The 15,620-nt window shown below is 56.6% G+C and carries 14 protein-coding genes; 3 read left to right on the top strand and 11 right to left on the bottom strand.

Going from position 1 to position 15,620, the window contains the following annotated elements; genetic code table 11:
- Window positions 1-109 precede the first annotated feature (109 nt).
- Genes Q0D41_RS05460 through htpG form a run of 3 tightly spaced genes read right to left on the bottom strand, consistent with a single transcriptional unit; the run spans window position 110 to window position 3,187 of the window.
- A complete protein-coding gene (locus Q0D41_RS05460) occupies window positions 110-721 on the bottom strand; it encodes a zeta toxin family protein (protein WP_367113811.1) in 612 nt (203 codons plus the stop codon).
- Window positions 721-1,218 carry a helix-turn-helix domain-containing protein gene (locus Q0D41_RS05455; protein ID WP_294376375.1) on the bottom strand — a complete coding sequence of 166 codons (498 nt, stop codon included), beginning with the start codon at window positions 1,216-1,218 and terminating at the stop codon, window positions 721-723. The genes Q0D41_RS05460 and Q0D41_RS05455 overlap by 1 nt, the downstream gene beginning before the upstream one ends.
- Window positions 1,219-1,258: 40 nt before the next feature.
- A complete protein-coding gene (gene htpG / locus Q0D41_RS05450; RefSeq protein WP_294376370.1) occupies window positions 1,259-3,187 on the bottom strand; it encodes a molecular chaperone HtpG in 1,929 nt (642 codons plus the stop codon).
- A 381-nt stretch (window positions 3,188-3,568) separates the two neighbouring features.
- On the opposite strand from htpG, the gene fucO reads away from it, so the two are divergent.
- The gene (gene fucO / locus Q0D41_RS05445) at window positions 3,569-4,729 is read left to right on the top strand and encodes a lactaldehyde reductase (RefSeq protein WP_294376367.1); all 1,161 of its coding nucleotides are present in this window, start codon (window positions 3,569-3,571) and stop codon (window positions 4,727-4,729) included.
- A 79-nt stretch (window positions 4,730-4,808) separates the two neighbouring features.
- Here the strand turns inward: fucO and Q0D41_RS05440 are convergent, their stop codons facing one another.
- The 6 genes from Q0D41_RS05440 to mazG form a co-directional block, all read right to left on the bottom strand.
- Window positions 4,809-5,564 (bottom strand): CPBP family intramembrane glutamic endopeptidase, encoded by a 756-nt coding sequence (locus Q0D41_RS05440; protein ID WP_294376366.1) that lies wholly within the window; start codon window positions 5,562-5,564, stop codon window positions 4,809-4,811.
- A gap of 34 nt (window positions 5,565-5,598) precedes the next feature.
- Window positions 5,599-5,994 (bottom strand): (deoxy)nucleoside triphosphate pyrophosphohydrolase, encoded by a 396-nt coding sequence (locus Q0D41_RS05435; RefSeq protein ID WP_294376363.1) that lies wholly within the window; start codon window positions 5,992-5,994, stop codon window positions 5,599-5,601.
- Window positions 5,995-6,001: 7 nt separating this feature from the next.
- Complete coding sequence (dcm, locus tag Q0D41_RS05430) at window positions 6,002-7,273, bottom strand: DNA (cytosine-5-)-methyltransferase (protein WP_294376360.1); 1,272 nt, start codon at window positions 7,271-7,273, stop codon at window positions 6,002-6,004.
- Window positions 7,274-7,391: 118 nt separating this feature from the next.
- Complete coding sequence (locus Q0D41_RS05425; protein WP_294376356.1) at window positions 7,392-8,831, bottom strand: Sau3AI family type II restriction endonuclease; 1,440 nt, start codon at window positions 8,829-8,831, stop codon at window positions 7,392-7,394.
- Between the two features lie 66 nt (window positions 8,832-8,897).
- On the bottom strand, window positions 8,898-9,275 hold the full coding sequence (locus Q0D41_RS05420) for a VOC family protein (protein ID WP_294376354.1): 378 nt from the start codon (window positions 9,273-9,275) through the stop codon (window positions 8,898-8,900).
- Window positions 9,276-9,485: 210 nt separating this feature from the next.
- Window positions 9,486-10,310: a nucleoside triphosphate pyrophosphohydrolase gene (mazG, locus tag Q0D41_RS05415; protein ID WP_294376352.1), complete on the bottom strand. Its 825-nt coding sequence runs from the start codon at window positions 10,308-10,310 to the stop codon at window positions 9,486-9,488.
- Window positions 10,311-10,432: 122 nt separating this feature from the next.
- On the opposite strand from mazG, the gene Q0D41_RS05410 reads away from it, so the two are divergent.
- Together Q0D41_RS05410 and Q0D41_RS05405 are read left to right on the top strand one after the other, a co-directional pair.
- On the top strand, window positions 10,433-11,806 hold the full coding sequence (locus Q0D41_RS05410) for an ion transporter (RefSeq protein WP_294376349.1): 1,374 nt from the start codon (window positions 10,433-10,435) through the stop codon (window positions 11,804-11,806).
- 57 nt (window positions 11,807-11,863) lie between these two features.
- Window positions 11,864-13,183, top strand: a complete 1,320-nt coding sequence (locus Q0D41_RS05405; protein WP_294376347.1) for a homoserine dehydrogenase — start codon at window positions 11,864-11,866, stop codon at window positions 13,181-13,183.
- A gap of 154 nt (window positions 13,184-13,337) precedes the next feature.
- Here Q0D41_RS05405 and Q0D41_RS05400 read toward each other — a convergent pair whose 3' ends face one another.
- Together Q0D41_RS05400 and Q0D41_RS05395 are read right to left on the bottom strand one after the other, a co-directional pair.
- Entirely contained in the window at window positions 13,338-14,336 is a 999-nt protein-coding gene (locus Q0D41_RS05400; RefSeq protein WP_294376344.1) for a hypothetical protein, read from the bottom strand.
- Between the two features lie 158 nt (window positions 14,337-14,494).
- Window positions 14,495-15,055 (bottom strand): hypothetical protein, encoded by a 561-nt coding sequence (locus Q0D41_RS05395; RefSeq protein ID WP_294376341.1) that lies wholly within the window; start codon window positions 15,053-15,055, stop codon window positions 14,495-14,497.
- Between the last annotated feature and the right edge of the window lie 565 nt (window positions 15,056-15,620).

The following is a 15,620-nucleotide window of genomic DNA, read 5'->3' as shown; positions in this document are numbered from 1 at the left end:
CGCACCGCTACGAAAAGCGGCCAATGCTGAAACGATGCTGAAAGCCCGCCGATGCTCGCACCTGTTACACGCTCGTAGCGTTTGACAGGTGCGAGCTCCAATTGGGGACTCATTCCCTCCAATCTTCGCGTTGAATCGCACGCGCAAACCACGGATGGGCCTTCGCTTTCTCGGAAGACCACCAACAAAGTGTCCCATGCTTCCAAACGGCAAGATGGGAGAAGCCGTCGGTATTGTCAAGAACCACCGCCTCATGGGTGTACGACAAAACCTCACCCAGAGCGGAAATGCTCGCGGAGAAACGCCGCTCGACGTCTTCAGGCGAAATGTCATGACCCCCAACTTGCACGCGATGGCGAATTCTGGCCAAAGCGACTTCGGGGGAATCCACGCCGACATAAAAGAGCCGAACCCTATACCCCAGCGAATACGCTTTCCGAATGCGCGCCACCGCCGATTTCCCTGCAAGCGTCGTTTCCTGGTTAAATGACCTCATATGGGCGAAATTATCCCGAACCCGGCCAACCGCCTGCTTGCCCGCCCAAAGTTGGTCGGTTGGCGACGACCAATCCTTTCCCGCAGCGACAATTATTTCATCAGGATTGATACGGGGCATGCGCGAATCGGCATCGCATTCGCACCAAAGCCTCGATTGATAAAACGTCGATTTCCCTGCGCCATTCACGCCGGCAAACACAACGAGCGTAGGTCGGTCCGTCATCAGTACACACCGCGCTTCACGAGCTCACGCTGTTTTTGACGCAAAAAGAAATCAGATAGCTCCATGTAGAAATCGGCCTCTTCTTGCGTTTTGGCCGACTGAAGAACGTCGAGCGGAACGCAGAAGGAGAAGGCCTTCTTGCATTCTTCGAAGAGATGCGGCAAATCGGCATGATCTTTGGCGGGGTCGGCCATTCCTTCATCGTGAGGTATGACCGGCAAAGATGATGGCCTTCCCGACGACGGATTCTTCGATAGACGATCGTAGACCGCAGCTTCCGGTAAAACCCATGAGCGCCCGACCTTTGTAGCTTCAAGCGAGCCGTTGGCAATAAGCTGCCTGACCCGGGCGGTCGACACTCCCAAAATTTGCGCGCATTCCGAAACAGAAAGCATGAGTTTCCCTTTTAACTCGTCCAACAAGAATGCCACCACAATACAAAAACCCTTGCGATATCGCAAGGGTTTTAGAGGCGTTATGCGCTCATAGCGCTCCACCTGTTAAACGCTGCGAGCATGTAACAGGTTGTGGATCAGGCTATTTCATAAGCGAGGCAACCGCGTTCGCGAAGGCAACCGGGTCTTCCAGGGGCATGCCCTCGACGAGCAGCGCCTGGTTGTAGAGCAGGCTCGCGTAGGTCTTCACCTTTTCGGCGTCACCCGCTTCCTGCGCAGCCTTCAACGTGGTGAACACGGGGTGCGCAGCGTTGATCTCGAGCACGCGATCGCTCTTGGGAGCTTCGCCCATATCAGGCATCTGCGAGAGAATCTTCTCCATCTCGAGCGACACAGGGCCCTCGGCGGTGATGCATGCCGGCGCGGCCTCGGCCGTGGCAAGCTTCGTGGACACCGCAACCTTCGTCACGGCGTCGCCCAGAGCATCCTTCATAGCGCCGAACAGGCCTTCGTTTTCCTTCGTGGCGTCTTCGGCGGCCTTCTTTTCGTCCTCGGTCTCCAGGCCCAAATCGCCCGAAGCGACGTTCTTCAACTCCTTGGCCGACTCGCCCTCGCCCCAGGTTTGCATGGTCTGGAACGTGAACTCGTCAACGTCCTGCGTGCACAACAGCACGTCGTAGCCACGGTCGAGCACCGAATTCACCACAGGCAGCTTCGCCAAGCGGTCGGTCGAATCGCCGGCGGCATAGTAAATCGCCTTCTGGTCGGTGGGCATGGCGGCGGTGTATTCCTCGAACGTCACCATCTTCTGCTGCTTGGCCGAATAGAACAGCAGCAGGTCGCCGAGCAGGCCTTTCTGCATGCCGTAGCTCTGGTAAATGCCGAACTTCAGGCCGCGACCGAACTGCTCGAAGAACTTCTCGTAATCGTCGCGATGGTTGTCGCGCATTTTCTCGAGCTCGCTCTTAATCTTCTTCTCGAGCTTGTTGGCGATGGCACGCAGCTGGCTGTTGTGCTGCAGCGTCTCGCGCGAAATGTTCAGCTGCAGATCGGCCGAATCGACAACGCCGCGCACGAAGTTGAAGCAATCGGGCAGAAGCTCTTCGCACTTATCCATGATGAGCACGTTGGAGCTGTAGAGCGCCAAGCCCTTCTTGTAGTCCTTGCTATACAGGTCGAACGGCGCGCGGCTCGGAATGAACAGCAACGCGTCATAGGTAAGGGCACCCTCGGCGTGCACCTTGATCGTACGCGCAGGATCGGCAAAGTCGTGGAAGTTCGACTTGTAGAACTCGTTGTATTCCTCATCGGTCACGTCGGACTTGCTGCGCTTCCAAATGGGCACCATGGAATTGATGGTCTCGCGCTCGGTGTAGTGCTCGAATTCGGGCTTGTAATCGTCGCCGGCGTCTTCGGGCTTCGGCTTTTCGCGCGTCTTGTCGCAATCCATGGTAATGGGATAGCGCACGTAGTTGCTGTACTTCTTGATAAGGTTCTTCAGACCCCACTCGGAAAGGTACGTGTCGTATTTTTCCTCGTCGGTATCGTCTTTCAGCGTGAGGATGATATCGGTGCCGTTCCCGGCGCGCTCGGCTTCCTCGATGGTGTAGCCCTCAACGCCGTCGCTGACCCATGCCCACGCCTCATCGCTGCCGAACGCGCGGCTCACGACACGCACCTCTTTGGCGACCATGAATGCGGAATAGAAGCCCACGCCGAACTGGCCGATGATATCCACGTCGTCGCCCTGGGCCTTGTCGTTTTCGGTCTTGAACTCGAGGGAGCCGGAATGGGCGATGGTGCCCAGGTTCTTCTCGAGCTCGTCTTTGGTCATGCCGATGCCCGAATCGCTCACGGTAACGGTGCGCACATCTTTGTCGAACGACACATGAATAGCCAGCTCATCTTTAGAAAGCTTCACGTCGGTGTCGGTGAGGCTCTTGAAATAGAGCTTGTCCACGGCGTCGGACGCGTTGGAGATAAGCTCGCGCAGGAAGATTTCCTTATTCGTGTAAATCGAATTGATCATGAGGTCGAGCAGCTTTTTACTCTCTGTCTTGAACTTCTTCATTGGGGCCATGCCTTTCTATGTTCCTGCCGCCCAGCGGCTTGTACCCTGGTAATCGCCGTATCGCGCAAGGCGGCGCAGGCGATGGGCCCGCGTTCGCGCGTGGTAGCGGCGATTGTTAGCACTCAACATGCCTGAGTGCTAAAACAGGATTGTAGTTCGCCGCACGCAGGTGTCAAGCAAGCCCACGCGAGCGCCACGCGATGTTGATGTTTCGTTGCAAAAGGCTTTCCCGATCGGGCGGGCAATTCGAAAACGACGTCATTTTCGGCCTCGCTCAACGAGCAAACGAGTATCTTGTTTTTACAAGCAATCGGGCACGCCAAAGGGGACGCGCCGCAAACGCAACGCGCAACGGCAGCCCGTCGACACAAGGAGGCAGCTATGGCAAATCGCTTCGTTTTAAACAACATTTCCTATCACGGAGCAGGCGCAATTCAGGAAATTCCCGGCGAAATCACCCGCCGCGAGTTCTCGAAAGTGTTTGTAGCAACCGACGCCGACCTGGTGCGCTTCGGCGTCACGAAAAAGGTAACCGACGTGCTCGATGAAGCAGGCATCGCGTGGGAGATGTTCAGCGACATCAAGCCCAACCCCACCATCGAAAACGTGCAGGCGGGCGTGGCGGCTTTCAAGGCCAGCGGCGCCGATTGCATCGTGGCCGTGGGCGGCGGCAGCGCCATGGATACCGCGAAAGGCATTGGCATCATTGCCACGAACCCCGAGTTCGCCGACGTGGTAAGCCTTGAAGGCGTCGCGCCTACCACCAAGCATGCCGTGTTCACCATTGCCGTGCCCACCACCGCCGGTACCGCGGCCGAAGTCACCATCAATTACGTGATTACCGACACGGAAAGGGAGCGCAAGTTCGTCTGCGTCGACGTGAATGACATTCCTGAAGTTGCCGTTGTCGACCCCGAAATGATGGCGACCATGCCCGCAAGCCTCACCGCCGCCACCGGCATGGACGCGCTCACACACGCGATCGAGGGTTACACCACCAAGGGCGCGTGGGAGCTTTCCGACATGTTCCACCTGAAGGCGATCGAGCTCATCTCGAAAAACCTGCGCGACGCGGTGGCCGAAGCGAAAAGCGGCGTGCCCGCGAGCGGCCGCGAAGGCATGGCGCTCGCCCAATACGTCGCCGGCATGGGCTTCTCCAACGTGGGTTTGGGCATCGACCACTCCATGGCGCACACGCTTTCGGCGCACTACGACACGCCGCACGGCGTTGCCTGCGCGATGCTTCTGCCTATTGCAATGGAATTCAACAAGCCTGTCGTCGTCGATCGCTTGGCCGATGTAGCTCGCGCGATGGGCGTTGACACCGCGGGCATGAGCGCCGAAGAAGCCGCCGACGCCGCCATTGCCGCCGTGCGCCAGCTTTCTGAAGACGTCGAAATTCCCAAGACGTGCGCGGGCCTGGTCGAAGGCGACCTCGAGCAGCTGGCCAGCGACGCCATGGCCGACGCATGCTTCCCCGGCAATCCGCGCGAAGCCGACCACGACCAGGTAGTCGAGCTCTTCCGCAAGATTATGGCGTAAGGGAAAACGGTCCCTATATGAGGAGGAGCCCACAATCGTTCTGCGGGCTCCTCCTTTTTTCGACCTATTTCGATGCGCGCTACTCTTTGCGATTGGTGCGCTCGTTTTCTTCACGGCAAATTTCCTCATACATATCGAGCATCACGCTTTGCGGAACCTCGCCAAAGAAGTAGTCATCCTCATTCACCATGCGCGAGCCCTCGATTTCGATATCGATGATGTCGTACGCCGCATGGGCAAGCGCGACCACCATATAGCTGCCGGTAACCGCAAACGCAACGCACATCACAAGAGACATCGCCACGCACACCAACAGCGTGTACCAATCGCGATATTCCTCGTGCGCATATACGAAAACGGCGGTGGAAATAACGATTGAGGCAATAACGGCGATTTTGGCAGGAATGAACAGGCCCAAAAGCACGGCCGCTCCGCCCACCAGCACGAAGCGGAACAAAAGCTCCTCGGCAAAGCCCGCCGCGGCCATGCCCGCGAACACAGCGTACGAATCGATGCGCGGAATTTCACCATTGAGGCCGCGGCGGCTCGCAATGATGCTCAACCTGCCCGACGTCGTGTGCAACGCGACGAATTCGATGGCGTGGGCAACGGCGAGAGCGATCACGGTCACGGCAATAGCCGCCACGATGGTGTCAATGGCAGAAAGTTTCATGCACGACAGCGCGATTTCGTGCGCCCATCCAAACCCGATGATCGAACCGAACCAATCGCCCGAAGCAATTCCGCTCGCGATCATGGAGCCAACAACGCCGATGAGCAGCAGCAGGCTCTCCGACGCAAGCATGTTCGAAATAAGGCAATTTTGCTCGCCCATGTCGAGCGGATATTTTTCTCCAGGGAAAGCCAACTTAGGAAAGCACTCCTTTAGCCTCGAGGGCATGAACGACTTCAATATCGGCGGGCAGCCAATCGACCGAGCGAAGATTCGCCGCATCGAGCCACTTCGCCGCCGAATGCTCCAGCAAATGCAAATGCCCCTCCACGATGGAGCACAGGTAGCACCCCATGGACAGATGGAACGCAGGGTAATCGTATTCTACCTGGTACACGAATGAATCGACCGAAACCGTCGTTTCGAGCTCTTCGCGAATCTCGCGAATCAACGCCTGCTCGGGGGTCTCGCCCGGCTCGACCTTGCCACCGGGAAATTCCCACCCGCCAGCAAACTCGCCATACCCGCGCTGAGTCGCGAACACCTTGCCGTCATGCACAATGACGGCCGCAACGACGTTGATTGTTTTCATGCCTCTCCTACGAAACGGCCTGTTCGCCAGCACGACGAGCGATCTCCTCAGCGATTCGATGAACAATGCTCACCACCAGGGCGTTGCCCATGCAAAACGCACGGCGACCATCGGTCATACCGCTATTCGTCCATCCTTTCGGAAAAGTCTGCAGCTGGTCAAGCTCATCGGGAACCAATCGGCGGACGCGTCCGTCTTGTGCGCGCACCGCGTGCTTTGTGCGAGACGCGCCAGCCCCGCCTTCGCTCGTCAGAATGGTGCGAGAGGGTTTATCGACCGGATCAGGAAACGCCATTCCACCTTCCGAGTACATATAGGTAAAACCGGAAGCGTGGGTGCGCTCTTCCTTCTTTCCGCCCTTGAAATACTCCCAGCGCTCGAGCTTGTTGCCGTCAATAAAGTACGACTCAGGAACGTCGGAATCATCAACGAGCACATCGCCCAGAGTCTCAAATGGGCCGTGATAATCGGCAGTTACCTCAGCCGTATACACCTCGCCATCTTGCATGGCGCCAGCCTTATAGAACGGCGACACTTTAAGGCCCTTGCCGAAATTCTCGCTAATCTCGTAGGGCTCGCCTTCGATATGAAGTGTATTTTGCTTCGTCGCGGCTGGCACAATGGGCAAAGCGCTCGCCATGACGCCATTTCGCAAAACTCGTTCTTCAAGGTTCCAGGGCTCAGCGTTTTTCTGCGCAAAGATGTACACGCGACGGCGGCGCTGCGGCGCGCCGTAATCGGCTGAATTCACCACACGCCACTCAACCGAATAGCCTTGCTCGTTCAAACAAGCAAGCATAATTGCGAAATCGCGGCCACGCTGCGAGGCGGGCGATTTAAGCAAACGGTCAACATTCTCGAACAGGGCATACTTCGGCGAGCATAGATACAGAAAACGATAAATCTGCCACCAAAGAACGCCTTTTTTGCCCTCGATTCCGTTCGCCTGGCTCAAAGGACGAGCGACAGAATAGTCCTGGCACGGAAAACCGCCCACGACCATATCGTGCTCGGGAATCACCATCTCACCAGCTTCGACCTGGTCAAGAACCTTTTCGATGTCCTCGTTTACCACTGAGTCATCGCCGAAACGGAGCTTGTAGCAGTCGGCAGCAAATTGCTTCGTGGCGGTTCCGGGGGGTTCCCATTGATTAGCCCAAATCGTTTCATAGGAGCCTGCGGCAGGAAGGTGCCAACCATGGCCCTCGTCGTCGTAGCCATCCAAGGCAAGGCGAAACCCACCCACGCCAGCGAAAAGCTCGGCAACACGAATAGTCATATCGAAACCCCGCATCTAGGTCAAATTTAGCCCAAATTCAAAAATCAATATTTTAGGCGGAGCGGCAGCCTCGCGTCACCAGAGTTGAAGCAAGATCGAAAATCACCATTCAACGAAATCAATACCCACGGTCTTTGAGAAGTTTTTCGATGACTTCTTTATCGAGCCAGAAGCTCTGTTTTGTCATCGCGCGGCCATCGGGCAACACGCTCGCATCCCTTGCGACGTTTCCAACCACGGTGCCATCCGCAAAACGGTATGCACGTTGAGAGGCGTGCGGACGAACGTGAGCAATGCGGTTGAAATCGGAACCAGGAAGATCATTTTCGATGGTTGGATAGCCATCCTTGCAGTAAGGCATGCATTGAATAAACTCGACGCCTCTTTCAACCACGTGCCTTGTCTCTTTCCACGTCGCCTCAGCAGCATCGACCATTTCCGCAGGCATCGACCAGAATTCGCAGCCACGCAATTCGTAGACACCCCGTTCATTCTTCTTGAACACCACAAAGAGGAATTTTGAGTTGCACACCTTGCCGAATTCGGAATCTTCCCATTCCGTCTCAGCAAGCAAATCGGCGAATTCGAACGCAGGAAAAGAAATATGCTCGCGAATTCGCCCATTTTGCTCAAGACGAATTGTCCTAACGGTTATACCCGCCTTCGAAAATTCGGCAATTTCATTTTCCTGACCAACTCCAAGCATCGCTTTTGTCAGCAGAGCATTGAAGCTCTTGCTCCTAGGATTCAAGCCAAATCGGCTGCCAAGCTCGATATTGGTCGTACCAACATATTCCCCAATTCGAGCTTTCACCAGGTCTTCAAGGCCCATCGATTCTTCGCCGCGACGACGCATGATCGATTCGAGGCAAATATTCTTGTCATAAAACGCCGTCATATACGACGATTTCAGCGCGAACGCACGCTGTTTCGCCATAATGTCCGAATACGGTTGCTTTCGAACCGTTTTAGCGCTTGCGCCTTTTGTACACGCTTCCAAGTAATTCGTATCGCCGCCCGATATTTCATGGGCAAGGCCAGCTTTCACTTTCGCGACGATGGTTTCCCAGTCATCGTGAATTACCGCCATGTCTTCCAGGGGAATCATCGGCGTTCCAACGAACTCGAATTCATAATCGAATTCGTCCTTTTCGGACTCATGCAGAAACGTAATGAGCAACATGTCGTCCATTTTGCTCCGAACAGTTGAGCTCTCCCACGTCTCATCCACAAGCGTACAATAATCGATCAAAGTCAGAACAAGACGCTCCTTCGCCGAAAGCGTCTTATCCTTTTTCCGTTTAACTGGGTTCGTTTTTAATTCAAGACCAACTTCGGGGAAATCGGGCTCTTGCGCAGAGTTCGGTTCATATTCGAAATAGCAATACTCAATCGCTTGACCAAGCTTGCCCTTGTTCCCCTTCTTGCTCGAAAACGAATCGACATCGCACGATTCGCGCAACGTATGCCCAACAAGCTTCTGCACATACTCGACAATCGATTCCCGATTAGCGGGATCATACGGAAGCTCCTCACGAGGAACGCGATACTGAACCATTGAATATCCCCCTCCAACAACTATCTTCATGCATTATCGGATAGGGCCAGTCTTCTCGCAAATCGCCTAGTCCCACAAATCGCTGGGCACGATTTCCAGGCAGCAGCCGTCGGGGTCTTCGATGAAATAAATGCCGTCGCGGCCAAGTTCGTGGCACACGCAATCCATTTCATCATGCAGAAGACGCGCGGCATCGACGTCGTCGACCGCAAACGCCAAATGCGTATCGTTGCTCCCATTGTCGTACGCTTCAGTGCGGCCGCTTTCCCACACGAGCTCCAGTTCGAAATCGGTGGTGTCATTTCCTATGTAGACAATCTTGCGAGAGCCTTCTGCGCGAGTAATCTCGCGAACCACCTCAAGCCCGAATGCGCGTTTGTAGAACGCGAGCGATTTTTCCAAATCGAGCACGTGAATGCACCGATGAATCATTTTCGCCTTCATGGGAAGCCTTTCTCCCGCAACCCCCATCAGCCGCCATTGCGGCTTATGGGCAATTGTTACAGGCTTCATCCCATTTCACATGCGGAAAACGTGCGAACTGGACTATTTATCCGCAAGCGGCGCGCGAGCCCACGCTCCGCAACCGCCCACGGCCATAACAGCGCCGCCGTCGGCCCCGCGTCAGAAGGCACGCTCGACCCCAAAACTCGTTTAAGCCTCGCGAGCCTCCGCCACCTCGCGCTCACGTGCCTTCGCTTGCTGCCACAACTCCTCTTGAGCATCGGTCGAAAGGTCTTCGAGGCGCTCGCCACGCGCCCATGCCGCACCTTCCATAAAGCTCCAACGACGACGGAATTTCGCGCACGTCGCGCGCAACGCGTTTTCGGCATCAACGCCATTCCAGCGCGCCACATTCACGAGCGCGAACAGAATGTCGCCGAATTCAAGCTCGCGGTCCTCGGACGTTTCGGCTTCCTTGAATTCCTCGATTTCCTCCGCGACTTTCGCCCACACGCCCGCCTCGTCGGGCCATTCAAAGCCCACGGCGACCGCCTTGCGCGAAATCTTTTGCGCCTGCATGAGCGCCGGAAAGCTCGTGGGCACGCCATCGAGAAGGCCATCGGGCTTTTCCGCACCAGCCGCCTCGCCCATCGCCGCTTCGCGCTCGCGCATTTTCACAGCATCCCAAATATCGGTCACCTCTTCAGGCGTCGAAGCCTGCACTTCCCCGAAAATATGAGGATGTCGACGCACTATTTTCTCGTTGATGTCGCGGCACACGTCATCGATCGTGAACTCGCCCGCATCGGCCGCGATTTGGCTTTGCAGCACCACCTGCAGCAACACGTCGCCCAGCTCCTCGCGCAAATGGGCCGTATCGTGCGCCTCAATGGCGTCGACGGCCTCGTAAGCCTCTTCGATCATGTTGTGCGCAATGCTCGCGTGCGTCTGCTCGCGATCCCACGGACAGCCATCGGGCGCGCGCAGCTTCGCAATCGTTTCAACGAACGCATCGAATTCCGCATGGTTTGCCATTGCCGCACCCTTTCCGCAAAAAGAATCAAAACCTCTCGGATTATAGAAGACCAGCCTAATCAAGTCAGTCGAACACTTCACCATAGGCTACACTTCAATCATCCATTCGAAGAAAGCGCCCTATGAGAACCAGAATCTTCCAAATCGTGCAAATCGCGCAAAAAGACGACCGCGCGAGCCGTCTTTACGACATATTCCTGGTCGCCGTCGCGTTTGCGAGCATCGTTCCGCTCATGTTCCACGTCGACCGGCTTCCCAGCGCATGGCAGTTCGCGTTCACCGCGCTCGATTTTGTCACGGTATACATCCTGTTCTTCGACTACCTGCTGCGTTGGATCACCCATGACATAAAAGAAGGTCGCCGGGGCGATTGGAAAGCTTTCGTGAAATACCCGTTCACGGTAACCGCGCTCATCGACCTCGCCGCCATTCTGCCCTCGCTTGGCGTTTTGCCCGCGAGCTTCATGTTCCTTCGCGCGCTGCGCGTGGTGCGTATCATGCGCTATTCGCGCCGTCTTGCCGTTATCGTCAACACGTTCGCATCGGAGCGCCGCACGCTCACCCTCGCACTCGTGCTGGTGGGCCTGTACGTGTTCATGGTGGCGCTTCTCATGTTTTGCAACGAGCCCGACACGTTCGACACATTCATCGACGCTCTGTATTGGGCAGCCGTCACCCTCACGACCATCGGCTACGGCGACCTTACGCCCACGACGGAATCGGGCAAAATCATCGTTATCGCAGCATCGATTGTGGGCATTTTGGTAATCGCGCTTCCCGCCGGCATTATCACGGGCAGCTTCCTCGACCAGTTGCGTCAAATTGGCGAGAACAGCGAGCGCTATTTCGAGACGAATTCCTTCGCGCGCATGCATGCGCCGAGCAGCCTCAAGGCGACGCCCGCGTCAATTCGAGCCTATTTCCAGAAGAACCCGCGCGTCGGGAAATACCTCGCATGCATGACGGCGTTCGCTCTGCTCGATTGCGCCCTGTATGGCACGATGTCGCTTCTGGGCTTTCCCGTATGGCTCGACACCACGGGCACGGCGCTTGCGGCATTCGCGCTTGAACCTGCGGCGGGCTTCATTGTCGGCTTCATCGACAGCCTTATTCTGGCGCTCATCAACGGAAATGCGGGCAACTTGCTGTTCTATGGCGAATGCGCCGTGGTGGTTCTTATCTACGGCGTTTTCCTGCGCGCCTGGCGAGCAAAACTCGGCACGTTTCGTGCGGCAGTATGCGCCGTACTTACCATCGCGGTTCTGCAGTCGGCGATTTCGCTCGTCCTTACCAACATGCTCGCCTACGGAGTGATCACCACGCCATTCGAAATTGCCTACGAAAGTTATTTCATGGGCATTGGAATGCCCCAGGCAGGCGCGCACGTTATCGCAACGTTCATCGACCGCGTGCTCGACGCCACGGCTGTTTTGGCACTCGTCACCGCGATGCATTCAGCTGCTCGTTTTTTGCACTTGCCGAATGCGGGCCGCTAATACGCGCATATGAGCGACAATAGGCGGAACACGAACTCCGAAGATAAGGAGGCGCGAATGCGCAGCGTCAACATTGGCATTATTGGTTTGGGAACTGTCGGTGGAGGCGTAGTGCGCCTTATTCAGCGCCACCACGACGATTACGTGGAGCACTACGGCATCGACCTTCAAATTAAGCGCGCATGCAGCCGCAACGATGCAGAAGCGAAGAATCTCGGCATCGCAGACATCTTCACCACCAACTGGCAAGATGTCACGAGCGACCCCAATATCGACATCGTGATCGAGCTCATTGGCGGCGAGCATCCCGCGACGGAAATTTTCGAGGACTCGTTCGCGCACGGCAAGCACGTGGTTTCCGCGAACAAGGCACTGCTCGGCCGCCATGTTGAGCACCTGGCTAAACTCGCGAACAGCCACGGCGTGCAAATCAAGTGCGAAGCGGCCGCAGCTGGCGGCATTCCCGTGGTGAGCGCGCTCGAGCACGACTTGGTCGGCAACGAAATTCTGACCATTGCCGGCATTATGAACGGCACCACGAACTACATTCTTTCGCGCATGGCCAACGAAGGCCTGGGCTTTGATGAGGTGCTCGCCGACGCGCAGCGCCTGGGTTACGCTGAGGCCGACCCCACGGCCGACGTCGACGGCTTCGACGCTGCTTCGAAGATCGCGATTCTTGCCTCCATTGGCTTCCGCACGCGCGTGAACACCGACGATGTGTTCATGCAAGGCATTCGCAACGTTTCCGCCACCGATATCGAAATGGCGCGCCAATTCGGCTACGCCATTAAGCTGCTCGCCATTGCGCGCAACACCGAAAGCGGCGTCGACGTGCGCGTGCACCCCACCATGATTCCGGCAACGCATCAACTCGCGAGCGTCTCGGGCGCCATGAACGCCGTGTTCATCGTCGGCGACGCCGTGGGCGAGACCATGTTCTACGGCGCGGGCGCTGGTTCCTTCCCCACCGCAAGCGCGGTAGTGGGCGACGTGATGTCGCTTGCCGACCACATCGCGCACGGCAAAGAAATCATTCCCGAAAGCGAGCCTTTCGGTCACAACCTCGCCATTCGCGACATCGCCGACCTGGAGACGCGTTACTACATTCGCCTTACCGTGGCTGACAAGCTCGGCGTGCTTGCCGAAACCACAAAAGTGCTCGCCGATGACAACATTTCCATTTCGGACATCAACCAGACGAAATCGGAAGACGACGAAACCTGCACGCTCATTTACATGACGCACGCTGCCAAGGAAAGCGATATCGAGAAGGCCCGCGCCGACCTCGAGGCGCTCGATTCCGTGAAAGCCGTTTCTTCAATCATCCGCATCGAGAACATCGAAGCTTGGAACGAAGGCGCGTTCGACAACTAGCCTTTCCGCTTTGCGCGAACGAATACCCAGAACAAAGGAAAACCCGCTTTCGCGGGTTTTCCTTTTTTGGCCCCCATAGGCCGATGTCAGGACCAGCTAAACGCCACGATGCCAGCCCTTTATCAACATTGCGAGGGACTCGTCCTGAAGCGCCCTACTTCAGAACAACGTTTTCCATCATGGGCAGAGCATCGTCCCACGTGATGCCATTGTCGAAGAACATATGCACGGTCTTGCCGCACGGAGCCTTCGCATACATGTACACGGTACCGGTTTCCGCGGTATAACGCGTCCACGTCACGCCCTTGACGTCGACTTCGTCGAGAACGCCCTTGCCGTTGTAGTTGCCCTGAATGGCTTCGGCTTCAGCCAAAGGCTCGCGCGACATAATCTTGGTCTGGAAGCGCTTGGTCGACCCGTCAGGATTGAATACAGCGGAGCCGCGATCGTCATTGGTCTCGACAAGCGCCCAACCCTTGGCAGCCGTCACGCTATATGCGCTGTAATCGACGCCGCCCTTTGCCGCGATGGCTTCGGCTTCAGCGTTTGCGGCCTTCATCTCGTCGGTCATGCCGTCGGTGGTATCGAAATGCATCACGCCACAGTTCTCGCTGGGAGCGACATTGCCAAAGAATCCAACAGAAATGGGTCCGTAATAATTGTCTTTAGTCTCCCAGAAATAGACCCACTCGATGCTTTCACCAGGCTCGATATACGGGTTGCCCTCAATTTGGGCACCCTCGCTCAGTCCCTCGGGCTTATTGAGCTCGAAAGAAAGCAGGCCTTTAGCCGAGCCATGGAACGTAGGATCGGTCGCCTCGAGCTCGCCGAAAGCGGCGATTGGCCCGACGGTAGTCCTCTGCTTAGCCTTCTCGTTATTGTTCGTGATCTTTACGCGCAGATAGAAACCATCCTGCTTGTAAACATCGCCGCGGTAGTACGTGCCATCTGCGAGGGATTCAATCGTGAACCCCATCACCTCGACCTGCTGAGATTCGTAGGCCTTTTGCTCTGCAGGAGCCTCGCCGCCCGGCTCGCCCTGCGTGCCGTCGGTCGGCCCCCCACCGCATCCGACCATTGTGCATGCGAGCGCAGCAGACAGCGCAACCGCGGGCATGCCAAACAGTACCTTCTTCGTTATGGGCTTCACCATTTCCATCACTCCCCTTCGCTTTGCAGCCTAGAATGGCACCCTTAAACTCAACCCATCCAACCCTGAATTCATAATGGGAAAGAGCCTTGGCACCTGGACGTCCAACGCGTTTCGAACGTTTTCGACGCGGGCAGATAGAGCCTCGGTTGTGCGTTTGCTTACTTCACAACGATGTTTTCAACCATAGGAACGGCGGCGTCCCACCCAATTTGCCAAGCAATCGTCACATTGACCGTTCGACCGTTCGAAGACGCGCCAAGCAGGCGCACGCTATTGTCGGGCATGGTGAAACGGGTCCACGTCGTGCCATTGGTCTCAACCTCGTCAACAACGCCCTTGTTGTCGAAAACGCTTTGCAGCGATTCAAGCGTAGTCGGAATATCGCGATTCTCGGTACGAACCGACAGAACGTGCTGCGACCCCTCTGGATAGAACTTAGCTTCCTGACCAAACTTATCGGGGTCTACGAGCTCCCACCCATCGGCGGCCGTTGCGCTGAACGACTCGCAATCGATCGACGTTTCCTTTTCGGGCGCGGCCTCAGGAGCCGCCTCAGGCTCGCCTTTTGAGGAATTTTCCGCCTCTTGAGCAGCGGGAGCGGTATCGTTTGCCTCGTTTTTCGCAGCGTCATTTGTGCCGCCGCCGCAACCGGCCAACGTGCACGCGAGTGCCGCAGACAATGCCACCGTCGGCACGCCGAGCACTACTCTCTTCGTCATGGATTTCATCATCTACATCACTCCCCTTCACGTCGCGATTACGATGCGCAATTCGCTTGAGCAAAGAACTCACTCTTTGCTTCGTACTGTAATTGTGAGCGATAAAGAATCATTTTCGAAGCACTCTGCGGCTCATAAAGCACGCAAGCAAGGCTCCCAGCGGCCCAAACAGGCCATAGCAAGATGGCTCCAAGTCACGAAAACTGGACCGGCGCCCATAAGCTCGTGAGGTAGCGACCGTCTTAAATGCTCGTAGCGTTCAGCAGGTTCCAAGGAAGGCGGGCAAGGACCAGAATGGACAGGACCTCGAGAAGGTGCCGAAGCCCATGCGCAATGCCACCTGTTGAATGCTGCGAGCATTTGACGAATCGCAACGGGCCGGAGGCTCGCTTCGGGTCCGGCCCGCGATACGGGAGAGGCCCTGCCGCCCCCGATACAGAAAGGGGCCTTGCGGCCCCAGAAAAGGAAAAAGGGCCCGAAGGCCCTGGATATGCGGAAGCGCCCTGCATGAGCGCGACGCCCTGTCCTCCCGCAGCCTGGCGCTGCAGTACTTTCGGCGAAGGCG

It is taken from the genome of uncultured Slackia sp. (genome assembly GCF_934630525.1).
GTDB lineage: Bacteria > Actinomycetota > Coriobacteriia > Coriobacteriales > Eggerthellaceae > Slackia.
This window is presented reverse-complemented; position numbering and strand designations above follow the sequence as displayed.